General features: G+C 72.9%; 26 protein-coding genes and 1 riboswitch. Of the genes, 17 read left to right on the top strand and 9 right to left on the bottom strand.

Annotation, left to right across the window (positions count from 1 at the left end; genetic code table 11):
- Positions 1-182 precede the first annotated feature (182 nt).
- Positions 183-491, bottom strand: a complete 309-nt coding sequence (locus ACFYXE_RS28970) for a type II toxin-antitoxin system Phd/YefM family antitoxin (RefSeq protein WP_389317306.1) — start codon at positions 489-491, stop codon at positions 183-185.
- Between the two features lie 137 nt (positions 492-628).
- On the opposite strand from ACFYXE_RS28970, the gene ACFYXE_RS28965 reads away from it, so the two are divergent.
- The 3 genes from ACFYXE_RS28965 to ACFYXE_RS28955 all read left to right on the top strand — a co-directional run bounded on the left by ACFYXE_RS28965 (position 629) and on the right by ACFYXE_RS28955 (position 2,781).
- Positions 629-1,264, top strand: coding sequence for an ATP-dependent Clp protease proteolytic subunit (locus ACFYXE_RS28965; protein WP_389317303.1), 636 nt, complete (start codon positions 629-631; stop codon positions 1,262-1,264).
- 7 nt (positions 1,265-1,271) lie between these two features.
- Entirely contained in the window at positions 1,272-1,592 is a 321-nt protein-coding gene (locus ACFYXE_RS28960) for a hypothetical protein (protein ID WP_389317300.1), read from the top strand.
- Positions 1,593-2,127: 535 nt separating this feature from the next.
- Positions 2,128-2,304: riboswitch (cyclic di-AMP (ydaO/yuaA leader) on the top strand.
- Positions 2,305-2,307: 3 nt separating this feature from the next.
- A complete protein-coding gene (locus ACFYXE_RS28955; RefSeq protein WP_389317297.1) occupies positions 2,308-2,781 on the top strand; it encodes a C40 family peptidase in 474 nt (157 codons plus the stop codon).
- An 84-nt stretch (positions 2,782-2,865) separates the two neighbouring features.
- On the opposite strand, the gene ACFYXE_RS28950 is transcribed toward ACFYXE_RS28955, so the two are convergent.
- On the bottom strand, positions 2,866-3,585 hold the full coding sequence (locus ACFYXE_RS28950; RefSeq protein WP_389317294.1) for a LysE family translocator: 720 nt from the start codon (positions 3,583-3,585) through the stop codon (positions 2,866-2,868).
- 84 nt (positions 3,586-3,669) lie between these two features.
- Here ACFYXE_RS28950 and ACFYXE_RS28945 point away from each other — a divergent pair, with 84 nt between their 5' ends.
- Positions 3,670-4,587, top strand: a complete 918-nt coding sequence (locus ACFYXE_RS28945; protein ID WP_389317291.1) for a LysR family transcriptional regulator — start codon at positions 3,670-3,672, stop codon at positions 4,585-4,587.
- A gap of 46 nt (positions 4,588-4,633) precedes the next feature.
- Here the strand turns inward: ACFYXE_RS28945 and ACFYXE_RS28940 are convergent, their stop codons facing one another.
- Entirely contained in the window at positions 4,634-5,086 is a 453-nt protein-coding gene (locus ACFYXE_RS28940) for an ATP-binding protein (RefSeq protein ID WP_389317288.1), read from the bottom strand.
- A 273-nt stretch (positions 5,087-5,359) separates the two neighbouring features.
- Here ACFYXE_RS28940 and ACFYXE_RS28935 point away from each other — a divergent pair, with 273 nt between their 5' ends.
- Together ACFYXE_RS28935 and ACFYXE_RS28930 are read left to right on the top strand one after the other, a co-directional pair.
- A complete protein-coding gene (locus tag ACFYXE_RS28935) occupies positions 5,360-6,223 on the top strand; it encodes a helix-turn-helix domain-containing protein (protein WP_389317285.1) in 864 nt (287 codons plus the stop codon).
- A gap of 9 nt (positions 6,224-6,232) precedes the next feature.
- Positions 6,233-6,457, top strand: a complete 225-nt coding sequence (locus ACFYXE_RS28930; RefSeq protein ID WP_389317282.1) for a DUF397 domain-containing protein — start codon at positions 6,233-6,235, stop codon at positions 6,455-6,457.
- Positions 6,458-6,486: 29 nt separating this feature from the next.
- On the opposite strand, the gene ACFYXE_RS28925 is transcribed toward ACFYXE_RS28930, so the two are convergent.
- On the bottom strand, positions 6,487-7,650 hold the full coding sequence (locus ACFYXE_RS28925; RefSeq protein WP_389317279.1) for an 8-amino-7-oxononanoate synthase: 1,164 nt from the start codon (positions 7,648-7,650) through the stop codon (positions 6,487-6,489).
- Between the two features lie 120 nt (positions 7,651-7,770).
- Between ACFYXE_RS28925 and bioB the strand changes: the two genes are divergently transcribed.
- The 4 genes from bioB (at position 7,771) to ACFYXE_RS28905 (ending at position 11,888) form a co-directional block, all read left to right on the top strand.
- Complete coding sequence (gene bioB / locus ACFYXE_RS28920; protein ID WP_389317276.1) at positions 7,771-8,991, top strand: biotin synthase BioB; 1,221 nt, start codon at positions 7,771-7,773, stop codon at positions 8,989-8,991.
- Positions 8,984-10,261, top strand: a complete 1,278-nt coding sequence (locus ACFYXE_RS28915) for an adenosylmethionine--8-amino-7-oxononanoate transaminase (RefSeq protein WP_389317273.1) — start codon at positions 8,984-8,986, stop codon at positions 10,259-10,261. The genes bioB and ACFYXE_RS28915 overlap by 8 nt, the downstream gene beginning before the upstream one ends.
- Before the next feature lies 1 nt (position 10,262).
- Entirely contained in the window at positions 10,263-10,997 is a 735-nt protein-coding gene (bioD, locus tag ACFYXE_RS28910) for a dethiobiotin synthase (protein ID WP_389317270.1), read from the top strand.
- 219 nt (positions 10,998-11,216) lie between these two features.
- Positions 11,217-11,888, top strand: a complete 672-nt coding sequence (locus tag ACFYXE_RS28905) for a class I SAM-dependent methyltransferase (protein ID WP_389317267.1) — start codon at positions 11,217-11,219, stop codon at positions 11,886-11,888.
- 72 nt (positions 11,889-11,960) lie between these two features.
- Here the strand turns inward: ACFYXE_RS28905 and ACFYXE_RS28900 are convergent, their stop codons facing one another.
- Together ACFYXE_RS28900 and ACFYXE_RS28895 are read right to left on the bottom strand one after the other, a co-directional pair.
- Positions 11,961-12,332: a fic family toxin-antitoxin system, toxin component gene (locus ACFYXE_RS28900; protein WP_389317264.1), complete on the bottom strand. Its 372-nt coding sequence runs from the start codon at positions 12,330-12,332 to the stop codon at positions 11,961-11,963.
- Positions 12,333-12,336: 4 nt separating this feature from the next.
- Complete coding sequence (locus ACFYXE_RS28895; RefSeq protein WP_361179358.1) at positions 12,337-12,585, bottom strand: antitoxin; 249 nt, start codon at positions 12,583-12,585, stop codon at positions 12,337-12,339.
- A 164-nt stretch (positions 12,586-12,749) separates the two neighbouring features.
- Between ACFYXE_RS28895 and ACFYXE_RS28890 the strand changes: the two genes are divergently transcribed.
- The 5 genes from ACFYXE_RS28890 to ACFYXE_RS28870 all read left to right on the top strand — a co-directional run bounded on the left by ACFYXE_RS28890 (position 12,750) and on the right by ACFYXE_RS28870 (position 19,305).
- Positions 12,750-13,589, top strand: coding sequence for an ABC transporter ATP-binding protein (locus tag ACFYXE_RS28890; protein WP_389317260.1), 840 nt, complete (start codon positions 12,750-12,752; stop codon positions 13,587-13,589).
- Positions 13,590-13,602: 13 nt separating this feature from the next.
- Positions 13,603-16,167 carry an ABC transporter permease gene (locus ACFYXE_RS28885; RefSeq protein WP_389317257.1) on the top strand — a complete coding sequence of 855 codons (2,565 nt, stop codon included), beginning with the start codon at positions 13,603-13,605 and terminating at the stop codon, positions 16,165-16,167.
- 87 nt (positions 16,168-16,254) lie between these two features.
- Positions 16,255-16,680: a GNAT family N-acetyltransferase gene (locus tag ACFYXE_RS28880; RefSeq protein WP_389317253.1), complete on the top strand. Its 426-nt coding sequence runs from the start codon at positions 16,255-16,257 to the stop codon at positions 16,678-16,680.
- Positions 16,681-16,942: 262 nt separating this feature from the next.
- Complete coding sequence (locus ACFYXE_RS28875; RefSeq protein ID WP_389317250.1) at positions 16,943-18,295, top strand: hemolysin family protein; 1,353 nt, start codon at positions 16,943-16,945, stop codon at positions 18,293-18,295.
- A complete protein-coding gene (locus tag ACFYXE_RS28870; protein WP_361179371.1) occupies positions 18,292-19,305 on the top strand; it encodes a hemolysin family protein in 1,014 nt (337 codons plus the stop codon). The genes ACFYXE_RS28875 and ACFYXE_RS28870 overlap by 4 nt, the downstream gene beginning before the upstream one ends.
- Before the next feature lie 226 nt (positions 19,306-19,531).
- Here the strand turns inward: ACFYXE_RS28870 and ACFYXE_RS28865 are convergent, their stop codons facing one another.
- The 3 genes from ACFYXE_RS28865 to ACFYXE_RS28855 form a co-directional block, all read right to left on the bottom strand.
- Positions 19,532-19,807, bottom strand: coding sequence for a holin (locus ACFYXE_RS28865; RefSeq protein ID WP_389317247.1), 276 nt, complete (start codon positions 19,805-19,807; stop codon positions 19,532-19,534).
- A gap of 125 nt (positions 19,808-19,932) precedes the next feature.
- Positions 19,933-20,496 (bottom strand): NADPH-dependent FMN reductase, encoded by a 564-nt coding sequence (locus ACFYXE_RS28860; RefSeq protein ID WP_389317244.1) that lies wholly within the window; start codon positions 20,494-20,496, stop codon positions 19,933-19,935.
- 27 nt (positions 20,497-20,523) lie between these two features.
- Positions 20,524-21,144 (bottom strand): YitT family protein, encoded by a 621-nt coding sequence (locus ACFYXE_RS28855; protein WP_389317241.1) that lies wholly within the window; start codon positions 21,142-21,144, stop codon positions 20,524-20,526.
- 124 nt (positions 21,145-21,268) lie between these two features.
- Here ACFYXE_RS28855 and ACFYXE_RS28850 point away from each other — a divergent pair, with 124 nt between their 5' ends.
- Positions 21,269-21,760 carry a MarR family winged helix-turn-helix transcriptional regulator gene (locus ACFYXE_RS28850; protein ID WP_389317238.1) on the top strand — a complete coding sequence of 164 codons (492 nt, stop codon included), beginning with the start codon at positions 21,269-21,271 and terminating at the stop codon, positions 21,758-21,760.
- A 53-nt stretch (positions 21,761-21,813) separates the two neighbouring features.
- On the top strand, positions 21,814-22,593 hold the full coding sequence (locus tag ACFYXE_RS28845) for an SGNH/GDSL hydrolase family protein (RefSeq protein WP_389317234.1): 780 nt from the start codon (positions 21,814-21,816) through the stop codon (positions 22,591-22,593).
- Positions 22,594-22,726: the final 133 nt, after the last annotated feature.

Raw genomic sequence — 22,726 nt, 5'->3', positions numbered from 1 at the left:
GGACGGAACGGATGCCGTACGGGCGGAGCGGATGCCGCGCGGATGCCGGACGGGCGGAGCGGGGGCCGGTCGGGGTGAATCCTTGAACACCGATACCCCGGGCGGGAGTCACGACACCCCCGGGCATCCGGCACCGCACCCGCGGACCGGGCGACCGGCGCACGGGGACCCCGCATCGAGCCCTAGGTCGCCTGCGGCCCGCGATGCTCGGCCGCGATGCCGAACCGCTGCCGTTCCGACGGCGTGGCGGGCGACGGCGAGCCGATGGAGGTGACCGTGCTGACGGGCCGCTCCTCCGCCGCGTCACTGAAAGGCCGCTCCTCCGCCGCGTCCGCGAGCCCTTCGAGGCGCTCCAGGTCGGCGGCCGAGACCAGCGCCACGAGTGGCTTGCCGTGCCGGGTGACGACGACCCGCTCGCCGCCGTAGACGACGCGGTTGATCAGCTCCGCGAGCTCTGCTCGGGCTTGCGTCACCGGAATCTCGTAGGCCATGCGCCCAGCTTAGACGCCACCCCTCCGGGGCCACCGGGTCACGAGATCCCGACGTTTCACCTCCCCACGCAATGTACGTCCTGTACATTTTTTACAGAGACCGGATCACCTCACCACCGGAAGAGGAGAGGCGTGCCATGCATCGTCCGTCCGCCCGCTACGTCCTGCCCGAATTCACCGAGCGCACCAGCTCGGGGACGCGGACCCTCGATCCGTACTCCAAGCTCCTGGAGGAGCGGATCGTCTTCCTCGGCACCCCCATCGACGAGACGTCGGCGAACGACGTCATGGCCCAGTTCATGCACCTCGAATACCAGGCGCCGGACCGCGACATCTCGCTCTACATCAACTCCCCCGGCGGCTCGTTCAGCGCGATGACCGCGATCTACGACACGATGCGGTTCGTCAGCTGTGACGTGGAGACGACCTGCCTGGGCCAGGCCGCGTCCGCCGCCGCCGTGCTGCTCGCCGCGGGCACCCCCGGCAAGCGGTCCGCGCTGCCCGGCGCGCGCGTGCTGATCCACCAGCCCTCGCTCGCCGAACCGATCCGGGGCCAGGCCACCGACCTCGCCATCCAGGCCGACGAACTGCTGCGCACGCGCAGCCTGTTGGAGGAGATGCTCGCCCGGCACACGGGCCGGGACAGGGCGCGGATCAGCGCGGACATCGAGCGGGACACGATCCTCGACGCCCCGGCCGCACGGGAGTACGGACTCGTCGACCGGATCGTCCCGAGCCGCACGTCCTCGCCCGCCGCGCGCGATTCGCGGTGACGCGCCGATGCTGCCTCCCGAACTCCCGCCCCTGCCCGCCCTGACGCGGGCCGAGGCGGAGCTGGTCGACCGCTATCTCGACGTCGTGGACCTGCTCGGCCGGATCAACCCGGCCCGCGCCGAGCACACCTACGGCGGACTGCGCGCCGCCCAGGCCCTCGTCGGCCGGGCGACGGCCCTGCGGGACGCGCTCGCGCTCATGCACCAGCGGGGCGAGAGCGAGGTGCACGCACCCACGCTCGCGCGGGCGTTGCGCGTGCTGGACGGCGAACGGCGGGCCGGGCGGGTCGCGATGCCGCCGGCGGCCCCGCCGCCCTCCGGCTCCTGAGCCACCCGGCGCGCGCACGCCGGCCGTCCGAGCTCGGCAGGTCCTCGCCCTGACATCCGAGCGCCGCGGGTCCCCGCCCGGACGCCCCTCGGTCACCCCTCGCGCACGCCCTTTCCGCACTCATCCGCGCACGCCCCTCACGGCATCCCCCGACACCCCCTGCGCACACCCTCCCGCCACCCCTCGATACGCCCGGTGCCGGGCGCCCGCAACGTCCGGCACCGACGCGAAACGGACCAGTCGGGCTACCTCGAACGGCGTAGGAGTGCCTCCGTATTCGGGCGGTCGGGACTTGCGCGAACCGAGTACAACACGGGCGGAATGACTCATTCCATCGCAGGTCGCACCGTCCTCGGACCGGTCGGCCGCGACCGCGATCCGGCAGTGTCCACCTGAACGGGTCAGTCGTGAGGAGCCTCACAAAACGCCGTTTCGGCTCGGTTTTCGGACCCATGTCGGGTCAAGATCCCTTTCGACGACAAGCCCCCGCCGCAGCGGCGGGGCGGTCCGGGCGGACGCCGAGTCCTGCCGCCACCCGGATGACCGGTCGACATCTGTGCAACGGCAGGAGTGGAGGACCCAGGTACGACGGGCCCGTCCGGACAGTCCGGACGACGCTCTTGGGGTGAAGCCGCAGAGCACGACGCGGCCGGGCATCTTCGCCTGCCCGAACCCGACAGGTCATCTTTCACAGGCGGCTGACGAAGGGTTGCGCATGACCGCGCTGAATCATGTTCCGTCGCTGCTCAGCAGGACCGGTGCCGCATCGGTCCTCACGCTCGCCGTCGTGGGCGGCACCGTCGTGGCCCCCGGGCTCACGTCGGAGGCCGAGGCAGCCACCCATGGGACGAAGGCGCTGAAGATCGCGGCGTCCAAGAAGGGCGCCCCGTACCGCTACGGAGCGGCGGGCCCCACCCGGTTCGACTGCTCGGGCCTGACGCTCTACTCGTTCAAGCGCACGGGCAAGAAGCTGCCGCGCACCACGGGTGCGCAGTACAACAAGACCAAGCACATCTCCAAGTCCCAGCGGACCCGGGGCGACCTGGTGTTCTTCCACTCGGGCCGGAACGTCTACCACGTCGGGATCTACGCGGGTAACAACCGCATCTGGCACGCACCGAAGTCGGGCTCCGTGGTGCGCCTGGAGAAGATCTGGTCCAAGAGCGTCTGGTACGGCAGGGTCCGCTGAGCCTGCCGCGGTCGGCCGGCGTGCTCCTCCCGAGGGAGCACGCCGGCCCCACCTCCGGCCTCGGGCAAGGCCACGCCTCCGGCCTCAGGCAAGGAGCGGCTCGACGAGGAGTACGAGGCCGAGCGCGCCGAGCACGGTCCCGGTGACGACCTCGACGGCACGGGCGGCCCGCGGCCTGCGCAGCCAGGTGCCGAGCCGGTCCACCAGCAGCGCCACCACCGGGAACCACAGCAGCGCCAGGGCGACCACGATCGCCGCGAGCAGCAGGGTCATCGGCATCGCGGGGCTCCCGTCGGGCACGAACTGGGGCAGCACGCTGAGGAAGGTGATCGACGCCTTGGGGTTGAGGGCGTTGGTGAGGAAGCCCTCGCGCAGGCCCCCACCCCGCACACCCGCCGCCGCCCCCGACGCAGTCCCCTTTTCCCCCGACTTTTTCCCCGACCTTTCCCTCGACGCCCTCGACGCCCCCGACGCCACCGGCGCCTCCGACTCATCGGGCCCCTCCGGTGCGGTAGCCCGCCTGCGCGCCGCGGAACGCAGCGACCGGCAGGCGAGGAACAGCACGTAGCCGGCCCCGGCGAGTTGCAGGGCCCGGAAGAGCGCGGGCTCGGCGGCGAGCACGGCCGCCACCCCGGCCACCGCGAGGGCCGTGTGCACCAGGAGCCCGCCCGCGACACCGACCGCGCAGGTGAGGCCGGCGCGCCGCGAGGCCAGGGCGTTGCGTACGACGACGGTGAAGTCGGCGCCCGGCACGGCGACCATGCCCGCGGCGACGCCGGTGAAGGCGACCAGTTGTGCGTCCATGCGCCCAGCCTGCCCGCGCCGGGCCTTCAGCAGGTATGTGGAATATCCTGGGTCCGCCTTAAGCAGCCCTTTAGGGAGCTTTCCATGTACGACCCCACGCGCCTCGCCGCGCTCGTCGCGGTCTCCGAGGCGGGATCGATCACCCGGGCCGCCGAGCGCCTCGGCTACACGGTGCCCGCGCTCTCGCAGCAGCTCGCCAAGCTGGAGCGGGAGGCGGGCACCGCCCTGCTGGTGCGGCACCCTCGCGGAGCCCGGCTGACCGGCGCAGGCGAGCTGCTCCTCGGCCACGCCCGCCGGGTGCTCGACGAGATGGAGCGCGCCCGGCACGAACTGGCGCGGCTGGCCGGGCTGTCCGGCGGCCGGCTGCGCGTGGGCACCTTCCAGACGGCCGGCATCCATCTGCTGCCGCCGGTCCTGAGCGCCTTCCGCAGGGCCCACCCCGACGTGGAGCTGACGGTGGCGACGCACGAACCGCCCTCCGGCGTCGCGGCCGTGGCGGCGGGCGAGGTCGATCTGGCCCTCACGCACACCTACGAGCCCGCGGATCCGGTGCCGCTGCCCGCCGGCGTGTCCGCCGAGCCGGTGCTGGTCGAGGAGCTGGTGCTGGTCGCCCAGCCCGGGCACACGCTCACCAGCGGCACGTCCCGGCTGGCCCTCGACGAACTCGCCGGGCAGCCGCTGATCAGCATGGCTCCCGGCCACCCGGCCCGGCACGGGGTGGAGCATGCCCTCGCCCGTGCCGGGGCGACGCCCGCGGTCCTGGTCGAGACGCCGGGCTACGCCCTTGTCTGTGCGCTCGTCAGCGCAGGGCTCGGAGTGGCGGTGGTACCGGAGATGGTGGCGCGTACCGCCGCGACGCCGGTCGGCATGCGCTTCCTGGACCCCGGCGACCTGCGGCGCACCATTTCCGTCGCGCACCGCGCCGACGAGTCGAACGCCGCCGCGGACTCCTTCCGGGGGCTGCTGCGCGGAGCCTTCGGACGCCGGGCGGGACCGGCCTGACGGGCGGTGGTGCCGGGCTGCGAGGAGTCCGGCACCAGTGACACGGTCAGTGGGTGACGTCGCGGTGTCTGCGCTGGACGGGCGCTCGCCAGGGCAGGGCGATCCAGACGGTCTTGCCCCCCTCGTCGGTGGGGCTGACCGAGAGTCTGCCGCCGCATTCGGCCGTCAGCCAGCGGATGATGACCATGCCGCGCCCGTTGTCCTGCTGGACGGCCGCGGGCAGCCGCTTGGGGTAGCGCGGGTGACTGTCGGTGACGCCGATGCGCAGGTGTTCCTCCCGGTCGAGCTCGACGTCCACCGTGAAGGTGGGCGACTGGCCCAGGGTGTGCTGCACGGCGTTCGTGGCGAGTTCGGAGACGATCAGCCGGATCGTGTCGACCACCTCGGCGTCCCCCGACAGCCCCCAGTCCGAGAGCACGCGCAAGACGTATTTACGGGCCGCGGGGACCGAGGCGGGCTCGCTCGGCAGGGTGACGGAGGCTTCCTGAAGGTCTGCCATGACGACGCTGTCCCTTTCCCACCGGAACTGGTCTCCGACTCTGGGCGGATGACTCGAGGACAGTTCCGGACTGGTGCTTCGCGCCAGACTGCCACTCCTTGGCCGGTCACGGGTGTCGATCCACCGAGATGTGCATATATCTGTCGCTCGAAGCGGTGAACTCTGCTACGGCCGACCGTATTTGGGTGCGACCCTGGTCCTTCCTCTAGTCTCGCCTCCTGCCCCCGCCCCGCCGCCGGGACATCCGACGGCTCCGTCCGGAAGGAGTCGGGCATGCAGTACGGACCCGCGGTCCGCCGCCGTCAGCTCGGCGCCGAACTGCGCGCGCTGCGCGGCCGGGCCGGGCTCACGAGCAGCGAGGCCGCGGCCAAGGTGGGCTGGCACCAGTCCAAGGTGAGCCGGATCGAGACCGGCCGCAGCGGCGTGAAGGCCGCCGACGTGCGGCTGCTGCTCGAGGCGTACGACGTGAAGGACCCGCACCGCAGCGAGCTGCTGTTCTCGCTCGTGGGGGCCGACGATCCCGGCACGGGGCGTCACCACTGGTGGAAGGCCTACCGCGATCTGCTGCCGGCCACCTACCGGGACTTCATCAGCCTGGAGTCGCAGGCGAGCTGGGTGCGCACGCTGGAGACCACCGTGGTCCCCGGTCTGCTCCAGACCCCCGAGTACGCCCGCGCGGTGACCCGGGCCGCGCTCGGCGAGCTCCCCGAGGAGCAGGTAGACGAGCTGGTCGAGGTGCGCCGGGCCCGTCAGGACGTGCTGCGCGCGGACCCGCCGCTGCGACTGAGCGTGGTCATGGACGAGGCGGTGCTGCGGCGCCCGGTGGGCGGTCCGCGGGTCTTCGCGGGGCAGCTCGCCCGGTTGCGGGAGGTGTCCCAGCTGCCTCATGTCCGGCTTCAGGTACTTCCGTTCGCCGCGGGTGAGCATGTGGGACTGATCGGTTCTTTCGTTATTTTTTCTTTTCCGGACATTGCTGATCTGGATGTGGTTGTTCTCGACCACTTGACGAGTAGCCTCTACCTCGAACGGAAAGAAGACCTTCAGGCGTACACGGAGGCCTTCAACTCCCTTCAGGTACAGGCGCTTTCACCCGAGGATTCAACGGATTTCATCGCCGGGCTAAGTGACGGCGCGTAAGGAGGCACCATGACCGCAATGCCTCGGAACGTACCTTCCAGCACGACTCTTCACGGTGCGCGGTGGCAGCGCAGCAGCTACAGCAATGGAATGAACAACTGTGTCGAGACCGCCACGCTCGACTCGGGTCCGCCGACCGGCCGGTGCGCCGTACGCGACTCGAAGCGCGTCGCAGGGCCTGCCCTGCTGTTCTCCCCCGGCCCCTGGGAGTCGTTCGTCAACAGCCTCCGGTGAGCCCACGCCGGCCCTCACGGGCCCGGCCTTCACCGGGGTGCACTGCGGCTGATCACCCGTACGGCACCGGCGATCTGTGCGTCGGTCAGATCCGCGCGGGCGGTCAGCCGCAGCCGCGAGATGCCGTCCGGCACGGACGGCGGGCGGAAACAGCCCACGGCCAGGCCCTCGGCACGGCAGTCCGCGGCCCACTGGACGGCCTGCTCGGGCGACGGCGCGCGCACGGAGACGACGGCCGCGTCGGGGCGTACCGCCGAGAGGCCCTCCGCCGTGAGACGCCGGTGCAGCTCGGCGGCGACCGCCCGGGCCCGGGTGGCGCGCTCGGGCTCCCTGCGCAGCAGACGCAGGGCGGCGAGGGCGGCACCGGCCGCGGCGGGCGCGAGGCCCGTGTCGAAGATGAAGGTCCTGGCCGCGTTCACCAGGTGCGCGACGACCTGCGCGGAGCCGAGCACGGCGCCGCCCTGGCTGCCCAGCGACTTGGAGAGCGTGAGGGTGACGACGGTGTCGTCCGCGCCCGCGAGCCCCGCCGCGGCGGCGGCGCCCCGGCCGCCGTCGCCGAGCACGCCGAGCCCGTGGGCGTCGTCGATGATCAGTCCGGCGCCGAACTCCCGGCAGGCCGCGGCGAGTCGGCCCAGCGGCGCCATGTCGCCGTCCACGGAGAACACCGAGTCCGAGACCACGACGGCCGGTCCGCCCTGCGCCGCGTCCAGCGTCTTGCGCACCGCGTCGGGGTCGGCGTGCGGCACCACCTGCGTCGTCCCGCGCGCGAGCCGGCAGCCGTCGATCAGCGACGCGTGGTTCCCGGCGTCGGAGACGACCAGTGAACCGTGCGGGGCGAGCGCGGTGACCGCGGCGAGGTTCGCCGCGTAGCCGGAGGAGAAGACCAGCGCCGCCTCGAAGCCGCAGAACGCGGCCAGTTCGCGCTCCAGCTCGGCGTGCAGTTCGGTGGTCCCGGTGACCAGCCGGGAGCCGGTCGCGCCGCCGCCCCAGCGCCGGGCGGCCCCGGCCGCGCCCTCGGTGACCTCGGGGTGCCGGGTCAGGCCCAGGTAGTCGTTGCCCGCGAGGTCGAGCAGGCCCCCCGCGTCGGCGGGGCGCGGGCGCAGCGTACGGACGAGTCCGGCCTCGGCGCGCAGCCGCGCCTGCTCGTCGATCCAGCCGAAGGCCCCGCTCGCGGGGTGCCTGTTTGTAGACATTGCACAGACCTTAGTCGCCGTGCCATCTGGCCAGGGTGTGGCAATACCCACACCTCAAACCGTTTCTGTTGTGCGAACTCTCCTTGGCCCGGCAGGCTGCCGTACGTAAGGATCAGCGCCATGGACCTGCTGAACACGCTGGTGGACAAAGGGCTTCGGCGCGAGCTGCCGACCCGTGAAGAGGCGCTGGCCGTACTGGCCACCTCCGACGACGACCTCCTGGACGTAGTGGCCGCCGCCGGGAAGGTGCGGCGGCAGTGGTTCGGGCGGCGGGTGAAACTCAACTATCTGGTGAACCTCAAGTCGGGCCTGTGCCCCGAGGACTGCTCGTACTGTTCGCAGCGCCTTGGCTCCAAGGCCGAGATCCTCAAGTACACCTGGCTGAAGCCCGACGAGGCCTCGCAGGCCGCGGCGGCCGGGGTCGCGGGCGGTGCCAAGCGGGTGTGCCTGGTGGCCAGCGGCCGCGGCCCGACGGACCGGGACGTGGACCGGGTGGCGAAGACCATCGAGGCGGTCAAGGAGCAGAACGAGGGCGTCGAGGTGTGCGCCTGCCTCGGTCTGCTCTCGGACGGCCAGGCCGAACGGCTGCGCGGCGCGGGCGCGGACGCCTACAACCACAACCTGAACACGTCCGAGGCGACGTACGGGGACATCACCAAGACGCACACGTACGCCGACCGCGTGGACACCGTGCAGAAGGCGCACGCCGCGGGCCTCTCCGCCTGTTCCGGGCTGATCGCGGGCATGGGCGAGAGCGACGCGGACCTCGTCGACGTCGTCTACGCGCTGCGGGAGCTCGACGCGGACTCGGTGCCGGTGAACTTCCTGATCCCCTTCGAGGGAACCCCGCTGGCCAAGGAGTGGAACCTGACGCCGCAGCGCTGTCTGCGCATCCTGGCGATGGTCCGCTTCGTCTGTCCGGACGTCGAGGTGCGCATCGCGGGCGGCCGCGAGGTCCACCTGCGGTCGATGCAGCCCCTCGCCCTGAACCTCGCCAACTCCATCTTCCTCGGCGACTACCTGACCAGTGAGGGCCAGGCGGGCCAGGCCGACCTCGACATGATCGCGGACGCCGGTTTCGAGGTCGAGGGCACCGACCAGGTGACGCTGCCCGAGCACCGGGCGGCCGCGGCCGGCGCCGGGTGCGGCGCGCACGGACGTGAGGGCGCCTGCGGTACTCACGAGGGCGGCGGCTGCGGCACGCACGAAGGCGCCGGGTGCGGCCCCTGCGGCTCTGCCGAGCCCGCCGCCGAGGCGGTGGCCGAGCCGGGCGAGGCGCGGACGGACCTGGTCGCGGTGCGCCGCCGGGGTGCGGGAACGGACCTCGCGCCCAATGCCTGACCTCTCCACCACCGAACTGCTCGCCCTCGACCGGCAGCACGTCTGGCACCCCTACGGCCCGATGCCGGGGCGCCAGGAACCGCTGGTCGTCGAGTCCGCGAGCGGGGTGCGGATGCGGCTCGCGGACGGCACCGAACTGGTCGACGGCATGTCGTCCTGGTGGTCGGCGATCCACGGCTACAACCACCCCGTCCTCAACGACGCGGTGCGCGGCCAGCTGGACCGCATGAGCCACGTGATGTTCGGCGGGCTCACCCACGAGCCGGCCGTCCGCCTCGCGAAGCGCCTTGTCGACATGTCCCCCGCAGGCCTTGAGCACGTCTTCCTGTCCGACTCCGGCTCCGTGTCGGTCGAGGTCGCGCTCAAGATGTGCCTCCAGTACTGGCGCTCCCTGGGCCGGCCCGCGAAACAGCGCGTGCTGACCTGGCGCGGCGGCTACCACGGGGACACCTGGCAGCCGATGGCGGTCTGCGACCCCGACGGCGGCATGCACGAGCTCTGGCAGGGCGTCCTGCCGCGCCAGGTGTTCGCGGACGCGCCGCCGTCGGCGTACGAGGAGGCGTACGCGACGCACCTGCACGACATGATCGAGCGGCACGCCCACGAGCTCGCCGCCGTGATCGTCGAGCCGGTGGTGCAGGGCGCGGGCGGCATGCGCTTCCACTCCCCCGCGTATCTGCGGGTGCTGCGCGAGGCCTGTGACGCGCATGACGTGCTGCTCGTCTTCGACGAGATCGCGACGGGCTTCGGCCGCACGGGCGAGCTGTTCGCCGCCGGGCACGCCGGGGTCACACCCGACGTGATGTGCCTGGGCAAGGCGCTGACCGGCGGCTATCTGTCGCTGGCGGCCACACTGTGCACGCCGCGGGTCGCGGACGGCATCTCGCGGGGCGAGGTGCCGGTGCTGGCCCACGGGCCGACGTTCATGGGCAATCCGCTGGCCGCCGCGGTGGCCGGGGCCTCGCTCGACCTGCTCCTGGGGCAGGACTGGCGGGCCGAGGTCAAGCGCATCGAGGCGGGCCTGACGGCGGGCCTCGCCGAGGCGGCCGAGCTGCCCTCGGTCCGCGAGGTGCGCGTCCTCGGGGCGATCGGCGTGGTCCAGCTGGACCATCCGGTGGACATGGCGGCGGCGACCCGGGCGGCGGTGCGCGAGGGCGTGTGGGTACGGCCGTTCCGCGACCTGATCTACACGATGCCGCCCTTCATCACGGGCGACGACGACGTGGCCCGGATCGCGCGCGCGGTCCGGGCGGCGGCACGGGAGGGCTGACATGACGGTGATCGTGGTGTCCGGGACGGGCACGGAGATCGGCAAGACGGTGACGACGGCCGCGGTGGCCGCCGTCGCCCGCGCGGCCGGGCGCAGCGTCGCCGTGCTCAAGCCGGCGCAGACGGGGGTCGGCCCCCACGAGGCCGGGGACGCCCACGAAGTGGCGCGTCTGGCGGGCGAGGGGATCACCACTCGTGAACTCGCCCGCTACCCCGAGCCGTTGGCGCCGGACGTGGCGGCGCGGCGGGCCGGTCTCGCGCAGATCCACCCGCAGGAGGTGGCCGACGCGGCGGCGAAGCTGGCGACCGAGCACGACCTGGTCCTGGTCGAGGGCGCGGGCGGGCTGCTCGTCCGCCTCGACGACGCGGGCGGCACCCTCGCGGACGCGGCCCGGCTCCTGGGCGCGCCCGTGCTCATGGTGGTCTCGGCGGGCCTCGGCTCGCTCAACACGACGGCGCTGACGGCCGAGGCGCTGCGGGCGCGCGGCGTGCGGCAGCTCGGCCCGCTCGTCGGCAGCTGGCCGGAGGTCCCCGACCTGGCGTCCCGCTGCAACCTCGCGGACCTGCCGAAGGACGCGGGCACGCCGCTCGTCGGCGCGATCCCGGCGGGTGCCGGGTCGCTCGCCGTGGCCGAGTTCCGTGCGGCGGCGGCGGATTGGCTGGCCCCCGGGCTGGGCGGCACGTGGGACGGCGCGGCCTTCGCCGAGCGCGAGGCACCGGCGGCGCTGGTCCGCTGACACCGGTCCGCTGACGCCGGGGCGGCGGGGCGGGCTGGCCCTCGGGGGGGGGCTGCCCCGCCCCGCCGCCGCGTGCGGGAGGCGCCGGTCGGACGGCGTCCCGCGGCCGCCAAGGGCGAACCCGGGGAGGCGCCGGCGGGAACGTCCGCGTCGGCAGGAGGCGAACGGCCGCCGCCGGGGCACCATGGCGGTATCCGCTCGCTCCGCCGAGGAGGGCCCATGTCGCCTCGCTCCGCCAAGCCCGCGTCCCGGGACGTCGTGCACCATCCGGTCTTCGCCCGTTTCTACGCCCGCCACAGCGTGCGCGCCGAGCCGCTGATCGGCGACCACCGCCGCGAGCTGCTCGCCGGTCTGTCCGGGCGGGTCATCGAGGTCGGCGCGGGCAACGGCCTCCATTTCGCGTACTACCCGGGCGCGGTCTCCGAGGTCGTCGCGATCGAGCCGGAGCGTCTGCTGCGGCGGCACGCGGTGTCGGCGGCCCTGCGCGCGGACGTCCCGGTCGACGTGGTGCCGGGGGCCGCCGAGGCGCTGCCCGTCAAGAGCGAGGCGTTCGACGCCGCCGTCGTCTCCCTGGTGCTGTGCAGCGTGCGCGACGTCGCCCGGTCGCTCGCCGAGCTGCGCCGGGTGCTGCGACCCGGTGGTGAGCTGCGCTTCTTCGAGCACGGCCGGGCGCCGGGTGCGGCGATGGCGGCCGCCCAGCGGGTCCTGGACCGCACGGTGTGGCCGCCGCTGTTCGGCGGGTGTCACGTGGCGCGCGACCCGCTGGATGCCCTGCGCGGGGCCGGGTTCGAACTGGGCGCGCACCGGAGTCTTCTGGTGCCCGCGAAGGGTCCGCGCCTGCCGTCGTCGTACTGCGTGCTCGGCACGGCCCACCGGCCCGCGACGCCCTGACGGCATCCGGCCGGAGTCCGCCCACGACGCGCGGACGGTCGGACGGCCCGGCCGGGGTCCACGCGCGAGGGCTCACAGGCTCCACTGACGCAGTGCGTCGGCGATGGCGTGCACGCTCGCGCGGCCGTCCTTCACGAGCCGGGCCAGGTCGCGGACCTGCTCGGGCGAGGTGACGACCTTCATGCCGCTGGAGACGAGATAGGCGTAGGCGACGGAGGAGGCGAAGAGCGCGTTCGAGCGTTCGAGCGCGGGGATGTGGAGCAGGAGCTGCAGAAGCGCCGCGGCACGGTCGTGCGGGGTGTCGTAGACGGGTGTCCCGAATATCTCGGCCTCGTGTCTGCCGACCGCGGCGACGAGCGCGCCCCAGTCGGTGACCTGCGGGTCCCCGGGCGTCTTGTGTTCGGCGATCATCAGGAGCCAGGCAAGGTCGATTCTGAGGTTCAACGGCTCAGCGACGACCTTCACGCACCGGGCGGCTGCCCTCGCGCTCGACGCCGAACTCCTCGGCGAACACGGACTCGTACTGCTTCATGAAGTCGGCGGCGGCCTCGACGAAGGTGTGCCCGACCTCGCCGGCGTCCTGTTTGACCAGTTCCTCGATGTAGCGGTTCACGCTCATGCCGCGGGCCAGGGCGCGCTCCCGCGCGGCCCGGGCGGTGTCCTCGTCCACCCGTACGTTCAGCTGAGTCTTCGCCATACCGTCAAGCTAGCGGCAGGGTGCTAGCACGACAAGGGCGCCGGGACCATGCCCCTTACATGCGTCCGGGGGCAGGACCTCGGAGGGATACCGGACACCCGGTGATCCCCACTACTCTCTGCGGAATCAAGGGAGTTGGATCGGCCACAACCCAGGAGGCCGCGTTGTCCACACCTGCTTCGGCACCGTCCACGGACCGCTCGGAACCCGCCGCGATCGCCGCGCGCGCCCGCGCCCTCACCAAGGCGTACGGCTCGGGCGAGACGACCGTGCTCGCCCTCGACTCGGTGGACGTGGACATCGCGCGGGGGCGCTTCACGGCCGTGATGGGCCCCTCGGGGTCCGGGAAGTCCACCCTGATGCACTGCCTGGCCGGGCTCGACAGCGTCTCGGCGGGCCAGGTGTGGCTCGGCGACACGGAGATCACGGGTCTCAAGGAGCGCGAGCTGACCCGGCTGCGGCGGGACCGGATCGGCTTCATGTTCCAGTCCTTCAACCTCATCCCGACGCTGAACGCCCTGGAGAACATGACGCTCCCGATGGACATCGCGGGCCGGCGGCCGGACCGCGACTGGCTGGAGCACGTGATCGACACGCTGGGCCTGCGGGACCGGCTGGGGCACCGGCCCGCGCAGCTGTCCGGCGGGCAGCAGCAGCGGGTGGCCTGCGCGCGGGCCCTCGCCGCCAGGCCCGAGCTGATCTTCGCCGACGAACCGACGGGCAACCTCGACTCGCAGGCCGGGCTGGAAGTCCTCGGATTCCTGCGCGAGGCGGTGGACCAGCTCGGGCAGACGGTGGTGATGGTGACCCACGACCCCGGCGCGGCGGGCCACTCCGACCTGGTCCTCTTCCTCGCCGACGGACGGATCGTGGACGACATGGAACGGCCCACGGCGGACGCGGTCCTCGAACGCATGAAGCGGTTCGACACCCTGCACGCGGCGGCGCCCGGCACCGCGGCGCCCCCTGCCCGGCCCGCCGACGGCCCGTCCGGGCAGAGCTGAGCCGGGGGCCGCGGTGCTGAAGGCGACGCTCAGAAGCTTCCTCGCGCACAAGGGGCGGCTCATGCTGTCCGCCCTTGCCGTCATCCTCTCGGTCGCGTTCGTCGCGGGCAGCCTGATCTTCTCGGACACGGTGACCCGCACCTTCGACCGCCTCTTCGCCTCCACGTCGGCCGACGTGACGGTCGCCCCCAAGGAGGACCTCGACGAGGCGGTGCCCTCCGGGCAGACGCCCACGGTGCCCGCCAGCCTCCAGCGGCGGGTGGCCGGGGTCGCGGGCGTCAAGGACGCGCATCTGGACGTGAACGTCGCCAACATCACCGTCGTCGACCGCGACAACGAATCGGTCGGCCCGACGACCGGCGCGCCCACCATCGCCACCAACTGGCACCCCACCGACCGCAGTCCCGTCGAGCTCACCTCGGGCCACGCCCCGCACGGCGCCGACCAGGCCATGCTGGACGCGGACACGGCGGACAAGAAGGGCGTGGAGATCGGCGACACCCTCACCGTCCTCGCCCGGCCCGGCTCGTTCCAGGTCGAGGTCGTCGGGATCGCCACCTTCACCACCACGAACCCCGGCGCCGCGCTCGTCTTCCTGGACACCCCGACCTCCCAGCGCGCGCTGCTCGGCTCCACGGACGTGGCGACGAGCATCGAGGCGACGGCCGCGGACGGTGTCTCCGACGCGGCGCTCAAGGGCCGGATCGCCGCGGAGCTGGGCTCGGCGTACGACCTGGAGACCGCCGCCGAACAGGCCGACACCGCGGCGTCCGAGCTCGGCGGCTTCCTGGACGTCATCAAGTACGTGATGCTCGGTTTCGCCGGGGTCGCCGTACTCGTCGGCATCTTCCTGATCGTCAACACCTTCTCGATGCTGATCGCCCAACGCACCCGCGAGCTGGGCCTGTTGCGGGCCCTCGGCGCCGACCGCAGACAGGTGCGCCGCTCCGTGCTCGTCGAGGCGCTGCTGCTCGGCCTGGTCGGCTCGACGCTGGGCCTCGCGGCCGGCATCGGTCTGGCCCTCGGCCTGATCCAGCTGATGGGCCTGCTCGGGATGAACCTGAAGTCCACCGAGATGGTGCTCGGCTGGGCCACCCCGGTCGCCTCGTACGTCGTCGGCGTCGGCGTCACCTTCGTCGCCGCGTACCTTCCGGCCCGGCGGGCCGCGCACGTCTCCCCGATGGCCGCGCTCGCCGACGCCGAGATCGCCGGAGTGGGACGGCCGTTGAAGGTGCGGGCCGCCGCCGGGGCGGTCGTCGGCGCGGCCGGCGCCGCCGCCCTCGTGGGCTGCGCCAGCGCGGAGAAGACCTCGTCGGCGGCATCCCTGCTCGGCATCGGCATCGTCCTCACCCTGATCGCCACCGTCATCGCGGGCCCCCTCCTGGTGCGTCCGGTGATCCGGGTGCTCGGCGGCGCGTTCCCCGCGGTCTTCGGCACGGTCGGCCGCATGAGCCAGCGCAACGCGCTGCGCAACCCGCGGCGCACGGGCGCCACCGCCGCCGCGCTGATGGTCGGCCTCGCCCTGGTCGGCGGCCTCTCGGTGGCCAGCGCGTCGATGACGAAGTCCTTCGACCGGCAGATCGACAAGACGCTCGGCGCGGACTTCGTCGTCCAGAACAGCAACTTCATGCCCTTCTCCTCGGAGATCACCGGGAAGGTCCGGGACACCGAGGGCGCGGGCCTGGTCGTGCGGCAGCGCTTCACGCCGATCGCTCTGACGCTGCCCGACGGGAAGAAGGTCACGTCGACGGCGGCGGGCTACGGCCCGCGGCTCGACGACGTCGCCAAGGTCACGTACGCACAGGGCAGTTCGCGCGAGGCGCTGGCCCCGGGCCGCATCGGCATGGACAAGGACTTCGCGAAGAAGCACGGGGCGCGCCTGGGCGACACGCTGTCCGCGACGTTCCCGGGCGGACGCGGGGCGAAGCTGACGGTCGGCGCCCTCACCGACCAAGACTCGCCGGAGGGCTTCGGCGTCGAGGGCGGCCTCTTCATGGGCTTCGGCACGGTCGAGAAGTACGTGCCGGGCGGCCAGGACTCCGCGCTGTACGTCAATGCCGCCTCCGGCACCGACGTGGACACCCTGCGCAAGGGCCTGGAGCGGACGCTCGATCCGTATCCGCAGGTCCAGGTGCGCGACCAGGCCGACTACAAGGAACTGATCCGCCAGCAGATCTCGGTCGTGCTCTACCTCGTCTACGCCCTGCTCGGCCTCGCGATCGTCATCGCGGTCCTCGGCGTGGTCAACACCCTCGCCCTGTCGGTCGTGGAGCGCACCCGGGAGATCGGGCTGCTGCGCGCCATCGGCCTCGGCAGGCGCCAGCTGCGCCGGATGATCCGCCTGGAGTCGGTGGTGATCGCGGTCTTCGGGGCGCTGCTCGGCCTGGCCCTCGGCCTCGTCTGGGGCGTCGCCGTGCAGCAGGTGCTCGCGCTGCAGGGCATGAAGGAGCTGGCGTTCCCCTGGTCGACGATCGTCGCGGTGGTGGTGGGCTCGGTCGCCGTCGGACTCGCGGCGGCGCTGCTGCCCGCCCTGCGCGCCTCGCGCATGAACGTGCTGGCGGCCATCGCGCACGAGTGACGATCCCGCCCGCAGCCCTCGGCCGGGGCCCGTCCGCATCCTGGAAATCATGCGCACGCGGGCCTCGGCCGGTGGTGGGATACCCGTATGGATGATCTTCGGATACGGGCCGCGGAGCCCGCTGACCTGGACGGCGTGCTGGCCTTCTGGAAGGAGGCCGCCGAGGGGACGAGCATCAGTGACGACCGGTCCGGCGTGGAACGCCTGGTCGCGCGCGACCCCGACGCGCTGCTCCTGGCCGAGCGGGACGGTGAGCTCGCGGGCACCGTCATCGCGGGCTTCGACGGCTGGCGCTGCCACCTCTACCGCCTGGCCGTGCACCCGGAGCACCGCCGCAGGGGCGTCGGGTCGGCGCTGCTCGCCGCCGCGGAGGAGCGGTTCGTACGGCTCGGCGGGCGTCGCGGCGACGCGATGGTCCTCGACCGCAACGAACTCGGCCGGCACGCGTGGCGCGCGGCGGGCTACGCTCCCGAGCCGCAGTGGACCCGCTGGGTGAAGCCCCTCACCGACTGAGCCCCCGCGCCGGGGCGCCCGGCACCGACTGAGTCGCCGACACCGGGGCACCTGTCACCGGGGCGGCCGCGTGCCGGGCATGCCCGGCTCCGCGCGGCCTCGAATCCGACACGGGTTCGAGTGCCTTTGCTGATCCTTTACCATGGACCCACCACTCGTATCCCACTGAAAGGTGTGAGCGTCCGCCCATGGGCGAGCCTCCCAGTACCCGACATCGCGCATTCCTCCCGCCCCTGTCCGATCATGGGACGGAGGTGACCCGATGACCGAAGTGCTCCTGCTCCTCGTGGCGGTGCTGCTCTGCCTCGCGTGCGGCGTCTTCGTCGCCGCGGAGTTCTCCCTCACCACGGTCGAGCGCAGTGAGCTCGAGCGGGCCGTCGAGCGCGGCGAGCGCGGCGCCGCCGGTGCCCTCAAAGCCGTCAAGAACCTGACTTTCCAGCTCTCCGGGGCCCAGCTCGGCATCACCGTCACCAATCTGGTGGTCGGCATGCTCGCCGAGCCGTCCATCTCCAAGCTGATCGCGGGCCCGCTGCGGGACCTGGGGGTCCCCGATTCGGCGGCCTCGTCGATCGCCCTGGTGATCGGCACGGCCCTGTCGACCGTCTTCCTGATGGTCATCGGCGAGCTGGTCCCCAAGAACTGGGCGATCTCGTCGCCGCTGGCCGTCGCCAAACGGGTGGCGACGCCCCAGCGTCTGTTCAGCGCCGTCTTCCGGCCGTTCATCGCGCACCTCAACAACACCGCGAACCGGTCCGTACGCCGTTTCGGGATCGAGCCCGCCGAGGAGCTCGCCTCCGCGCGCGGCCCCAAGGAGCTGGTCGCCCTGGCCCGCCACTCCGCCAAGGAGGGCGCGCTGGAGGCCGACACCGCCGAGCTGTTCGTGCGCACGCTGAACCTCGCCGACCTCACCGCGGAGAACGTGATGACACCGCGCGTGCAGGTGATGGCCCTCGACGTGCACGCCACGTGCGAGGACGTCGCGAACGCCACGCGCGCCACGGGCCTGTCCCGCTTCCCGGTCTACCGCGGCAACCTCGACACGGTCGTCGGCGTCGCCCACATCAAGGACGTGCTCGCCGTGCCCGCCGAGCGCAGGCAGCGGGTGTCCGTCGCCGAGCTGATGCGCGAGCCCCTGCTCGTCCCGGAGACGCTGACCGTGGACCGGCTCATGGACCGGCTCTCCGGCAAGCGCACGATGGCCGTGGTCATCGACGAGTACGGCGGCACCGCGGGCGTCGCCACGCTGGAGGACATCGTCGAGGAGGTCGTCGGCGAGGTGCGGGACGAGCACGACCCGCACGAGACGCCCGACATCGCCGCGGCGGGTACCGACGACGACGGCAGGACGCTCTACTCCGCCGACGGCTCGGCCCGCACCGACCAGCTCGCCCGGGTCGGCCTGCGGGCGCCCGACGGGCCCTACGAGACGCTGGCAGGGCTCGTCGCCACCGAACTCGGCCGCATCCCGGCCGCGGGCGACGGCGTCGAGGTGGGCGGCTGGCGGCTCGACGTCGTTGATGCCTCGGGGCGGCGCGCCGCCCGGGTGCTGCTGCACGCGCCGCTGCACGCCGCGGATGCCGAGGGCGGCAACGACTTCGAGGAGGACGCCCGATGATCGCCGTCCAGCTGCTGATCGGCCTGGCGACCCTCGTCGTCAACGCCTTCTTCGTGGGCGCCGAGTTCGCGCTCATCTCCGTACGCCGCAGCCAGATCGAGCCGCACGCGGAGGAGGGCGACCGGCGCGCCAAGAGCGTGATGTGGGGCCTGCAGCACGTGTCGGCGCTGCTCGCCGCGGCGCAGCTCGGCATCACGCTGTGCACCCTGGTCCTCGGCATCGTCGCCGAACCGGCCATCGCGCACCTGCTGGAGCCGGTGTTCGACGCGGTGGGCGTGCCGCACGGGCTGATCCACCCGATCTCGTTCGTCATCGCCCTGACCGTGGCGACCTATCTGCACATGCTGCTCGGCGAGATGATCCCGAAGAACATCGCGCTGGCGGAGCCCGTGCGGTCGGCGCTGCTCCTCGGCCCGCCGCTGGTGACGCTGGCGCGGGCGCTGCGCCCGGTGATCTTCGCGATCAACGCGTTCGCCAACGGCCTCCTGAAGCTGTTGCACGTGGAGGCGAAGGACGAGGTGTCGGCGAGCTTCTCGGACGACGACCTCGCCCGGATGGTCAAGGACTCCGGGGACGCGGGTCTGATCGACGACCGGGCGCAGGAGCGGCTGCACGACGCCCTGGAGCTGGGCCGCCGCCCGGTCAGGGACGTGGTCCTGCCGCTGGAGGACGTGGTCTACGCGCGCGTGGGCGTCACCCCGGAAGGACTGGAGCAGCTCTCGGCCGAGTCCGGCTTCTCCCGCTTCCCCGTGGTCGACGACGGCCGCCGGATCGTCGGCTACCTGCACGTCAAGGACGCGCTCGACCGGGCGCCCCGGGATCTGCCGTTCCGGGTACCGGACATGCGCAAGATCGCCCAGGTGCGGGAGACGACGCCGCTGGACGACGTGCTGACCGCCATGCGCGGCAGCCGTACGCACGTGGCGGCGGTGCTCGGATCGGACGGCCGGCTGGCCGGCATGGTCACGATGGAGGACGTCCTGCGGGAGCTCTTCGGCCAGCCGGTGTGAACCAGCCGGTGTGAACCAACGGCCCCGCCGGGCGTCCCGGCGGGGCCGAGGGCCCATCCCCGGACGGCGGGTTCGGGGATGGGCCCGTCTCGGTGCGGGCGCCGGATCCGGTGTCGGTGCCGGTGCGCCCGCGCGGGTGTCGGGGGCCCGCGCCGCGCTGTGGCGTGACGCGCCGCGCTGTGGCGTGACGCGCCGCGCTGTGGCGTGACGCGCCGCGGGCGCGGGTTCAGTGGGCCGGTTGGCCCGCGCCCTTCGGGCCGGTGTCCGCGCTCTTCGTGCCGGTGGGCCGCTCGGTGATGCCGGGGCCGTCCGCCCCGGCCTCCGAGGCGCCGACGGCCGTCAGGACCGCGAGGACGGCGGCCAGCCCCGCCGTGGCGAAGGCGGCGCCCCACGCGACGTCCAGCAGGCTGGTCGCCCCGGCGACCAGGACGGCGGCCAGCGCCTGGGCGAACGTGCGGATCGCGCGCTCCGCGGTGGCTTTCCAGAACGCTGCGGTCCACATGGCGGGCTCGCTCTCTCGTGACGACGACGGGTCCTCGCGACAACGACGTGTCTATGACATACCGCCGTCGTCGCGTGCTGCCCAGATCCCCTGCGCCGGACTGTTCCGTGGGCCGAGCTGTTCCGTCAGACCACGGCCGGTTCGTCGGCGACCAGCCCCGCCACCTCGTCGAGCACGGCGGCCACTCCCGCGGCCAGGTCGGCCGTGCCGGGGAAGGAGCCGTACGGACCCGTCCGCTCCTCGATGCCGGGGATCGACAGCGTGTGCCGCGCCGGGCGCAGCCCCACCCGGCGCAGGACCGGCTGGATCATCTCCACGGCGGGGGCGCCGCCCGAGGTGCCCGCGCTGTAGCTGATGAGGCCGACCGGCTTGCCCTGCCACTCCTGATGCAGGAAGTCGATCGCGTTCTTCAGCGGCGCGCTGAAGCCGCCGTTGTACATCGGCATCACGAAGACGAAGCAGTCCGCGGCCGCGACGGTCGCGCTCCATGCCTTGGTGTGTCCGTGGATGTAGCGCCCTTCCGCGGGGTGCGCGGGCTCGTCGAGGAAGGGCAGGGCGACCTCGGCGAGATCGATCAGGGTGGTCGCGAACTCCGCTCGCCCGGCGGCGAGTTCCGCGACCCAGGCGGCCAGCGGACGCCCGGAGGAGGTCGGGCGGGTGCTGGCGGAGACGACGTGCAGACGGGGCATGGCGGGCTTCCTTCGGGACATGGTCCTTTACGGGGTGTACGGGGTTCTGGCGCCGTCCGGAGACGCCGTGAGCCCGGCGGCCGGGGCGGCGAAGCGGCGGATGGCGGGCTGGGTGAGCGGGCCGATGGCCGCGGCGAACAGCAGGGTGCCGACGCCGACCGTGCCCCCGAGCAGCCAGCCGACGGCCAGGACACCGACCTCGATCACGGTGCGGGCGACGCGGATCGAGATGCCGCGCCGGGCGAGGCCGGTCATCAGGCCGTCGCGCGGCCCGGGCCCCAGGCCGGCGCCGAGGTAGAGGCCGGTGGCCACGGCGTTCAGCCCGATTCCCGCGAGCAGCAGGGGAATCCGCACGGCGAGGGCCCGCGGGTCGGGCAGCAGGGCGAGTGTCGCGTCGGCGGCGAGACCGACGACGAGGATGTTGCAGAGCGTGCCGACGCCGGGGCGGACCCGCAGCGGGATCCAGGCCAGGAGCACCAGCGCGCCCACGAGGTTCACCACCCAGCCGAACGGCAGCCCCGTGGCACGCGCCACGCCCTGGTGCAGGGCGTCCCACGAGGGAAGGCCGAGGTCGGCGGCGACCAGGAGCGCGACGCTCACGCCGAACAGGACGAGCCCGGACAGCAGACGCAGCGACCGTGCCGGCATCGGCGCCTCCCGATGAGGACTGAGGGGAGACGCCCGTGGGGCACCACCCGATGGTTGACATGTCACTCATCACGATAGGAATCCGATGAGTGACATGTCAACCAACCTTCGCTACGGTGAGGGCGTGACCGAGGAATCCCGCCCCGCGACCCGGACGACCCCGTGGCTGAACGAGCGCGAGCAGCGCGCATGGCAGGCGTACCGCCGCATGTTCCTGCTGCTCAACGCCCAGTTGTCGCGCGACCTGAACCGCGAGAGCGGCCTCTCCGAGCCCGACTACGACGTGCTGTCGAACCTGGGCGCGAGCCCCGACCACCGCCGCCGGATCAGCGAGCTGGCCGACCGCATGCTGTGGTCCCGCAGCCGCCTCTCCCACCATCTGGCGCGCATGCAGCAGCGCGGGCTGGTGGTGCGCGAGGAGTGCGAGACGGACGGGCGGGGCGCGGTGGTCGCCCTGACGGAGGAAGGGCTGCGCACGATCGACGCGGCGGCACCGCTGCACGTGGAGTCGGTGCGCAGGCACTTCATCGACCTGCTCACCCCCGACCAGATCGACGCCTTCGCCGGAGTCGGCGAGACCGTGGTGGCGCGCCTCACGGACCCCGGCACCGCGTGACCTCGGCGGCGCCCGCCCGCCGCACACGCCTTCGGGATACGATCTGCTTCGCCATGCAGATGAATGCCAACTACACCAGTCTTGTCGCGCTGGGCGACTCCTTCACCGAGGGCATGTCGGACCTGCTGCCCGACGGGAGCTACCGCGGGTGGGCCGACCTCCTCGCCGCCCGCATGGCGGCGCAGACCCCCGGCTTCCGCTACGCGAACCTCGCGGTGCGGGGCAAGCTCATCGGCCAGATCGTCGACGAGCAGGTGGACGTCGCGGCCGCCATGCAGCCCGACGTCATCACCCTGGTGGGCGGGCTCAACGACACGCTGCGCCCCAAGTGCGACATGAACCGCGTGCGCGGGCTGCTCGACGAGGCCGTCGAGCGCCTCGCGCCCGCCTGCAAGCAGCTGGTCCTGATGCGCAGCCCCGGCCGCAACGGCCCGGTGATGGAGCGCTTCCGTCCGCGCATGGAGGAGCTCTTCGCACACATCGACGGCCTGGCGACCCGGCACGGCGCGGTCGTCGTGGACCTCTACGGCGTGGCCGTGCTCGGCGACCAGCGCATGTGGGACGTGGACCGCCTGCACCCCACGCCCGAAGGCCACCGCAGGGTCGCCGAGGCCGTCTGGCAGGCGCTCGGCTACGCACCCGAGGACGACTGGCGCACCCCGCTGCCCGCCGCGGTGCCGCCGGGCTGGGCCGCACGCCGCGTCGCGGACGCCCGGTTCGCCAAGCAGCACCTCATGCCGTGGATCGGCCGCCGCCTCACGGGCCGCTCCTCCGGCGACGGCCGCCCGCCCAAGCGCCCCGACCTGCTGCCGTACGACGGACCGGCCCAGTAGCGGTTCTTTATTCCCGCTCGTCACCGCGGCGCGCCTCCTCGCCCGCTGTTCCGGGCGGGCTTGGCGGCCGGGCGGCAGGCGGCCCGGAACGTCACAGTCACCGCGGGCACACGCTGCGTCGACCGACCTGGAC

Origin of the sequence: Streptomyces sp. NPDC002564, from assembly GCF_042889645.1 — a bacterium.
Classification (GTDB): domain Bacteria; phylum Actinomycetota; class Actinomycetes; order Streptomycetales; family Streptomycetaceae; genus Streptomyces.
The sequence above is the reverse complement of the archived record's forward strand: the minus strand, read 5'-3'. Positions and strand labels throughout refer to the sequence as shown.

Coding starts and splice junctions, on each gene's coding strand:
- ACFYXE_RS28935 (WP_389317285.1), top strand. CDS start 5,360: ATGCAGTACGGACCCGCGGTCCGCCGCCGTCAGCTCGGCGCCGAACTG.
- ACFYXE_RS28865 (WP_389317247.1), bottom strand. CDS start 19,807: ATGTGGACCGCAGCGTTCTGGAAAGCCACCGCGGAGCGCGCGATCCGC.
- ACFYXE_RS28915 (WP_389317273.1), top strand. CDS start 8,984: ATGCCTGACCTCTCCACCACCGAACTGCTCGCCCTCGACCGGCAGCAC.
- ACFYXE_RS28875 (WP_389317250.1), top strand. CDS start 16,943: ATGACCGAAGTGCTCCTGCTCCTCGTGGCGGTGCTGCTCTGCCTCGCG.
- ACFYXE_RS28870 (WP_361179371.1), top strand. CDS start 18,292: ATGATCGCCGTCCAGCTGCTGATCGGCCTGGCGACCCTCGTCGTCAAC.
- ACFYXE_RS28845 (WP_389317234.1), top strand. CDS start 21,814: ATGCAGATGAATGCCAACTACACCAGTCTTGTCGCGCTGGGCGACTCC.
- ACFYXE_RS28940 (WP_389317288.1), bottom strand. CDS start 5,086: ATGGCAGACCTTCAGGAAGCCTCCGTCACCCTGCCGAGCGAGCCCGCC.
- ACFYXE_RS28855 (WP_389317241.1), bottom strand. CDS start 21,144: ATGCCGGCACGGTCGCTGCGTCTGCTGTCCGGGCTCGTCCTGTTCGGC.
- ACFYXE_RS28930 (WP_389317282.1), top strand. CDS start 6,233: ATGACCGCAATGCCTCGGAACGTACCTTCCAGCACGACTCTTCACGGT.
- ACFYXE_RS28945 (WP_389317291.1), top strand. CDS start 3,670: ATGTACGACCCCACGCGCCTCGCCGCGCTCGTCGCGGTCTCCGAGGCG.
- bioD (WP_389317270.1), top strand. CDS start 10,263: ATGACGGTGATCGTGGTGTCCGGGACGGGCACGGAGATCGGCAAGACG.
- ACFYXE_RS28970 (WP_389317306.1), bottom strand. CDS start 491: ATGGCCTACGAGATTCCGGTGACGCAAGCCCGAGCAGAGCTCGCGGAG.
- ACFYXE_RS28960 (WP_389317300.1), top strand. CDS start 1,272: ATGCTGCCTCCCGAACTCCCGCCCCTGCCCGCCCTGACGCGGGCCGAG.
- ACFYXE_RS28895 (WP_361179358.1), bottom strand. CDS start 12,585: ATGGCGAAGACTCAGCTGAACGTACGGGTGGACGAGGACACCGCCCGG.
- ACFYXE_RS28955 (WP_389317297.1), top strand. CDS start 2,308: ATGACCGCGCTGAATCATGTTCCGTCGCTGCTCAGCAGGACCGGTGCC.
- bioB (WP_389317276.1), top strand. CDS start 7,771: ATGGACCTGCTGAACACGCTGGTGGACAAAGGGCTTCGGCGCGAGCTG.
- ACFYXE_RS28905 (WP_389317267.1), top strand. CDS start 11,217: ATGTCGCCTCGCTCCGCCAAGCCCGCGTCCCGGGACGTCGTGCACCAT.
- ACFYXE_RS28965 (WP_389317303.1), top strand. CDS start 629: ATGCATCGTCCGTCCGCCCGCTACGTCCTGCCCGAATTCACCGAGCGC.
- ACFYXE_RS28860 (WP_389317244.1), bottom strand. CDS start 20,496: ATGCCCCGTCTGCACGTCGTCTCCGCCAGCACCCGCCCGACCTCCTCC.
- ACFYXE_RS28925 (WP_389317279.1), bottom strand. CDS start 7,650: ATGTCTACAAACAGGCACCCCGCGAGCGGGGCCTTCGGCTGGATCGAC.
- ACFYXE_RS28950 (WP_389317294.1), bottom strand. CDS start 3,585: ATGGACGCACAACTGGTCGCCTTCACCGGCGTCGCCGCGGGCATGGTC.
- ACFYXE_RS28880 (WP_389317253.1), top strand. CDS start 16,255: ATGGATGATCTTCGGATACGGGCCGCGGAGCCCGCTGACCTGGACGGC.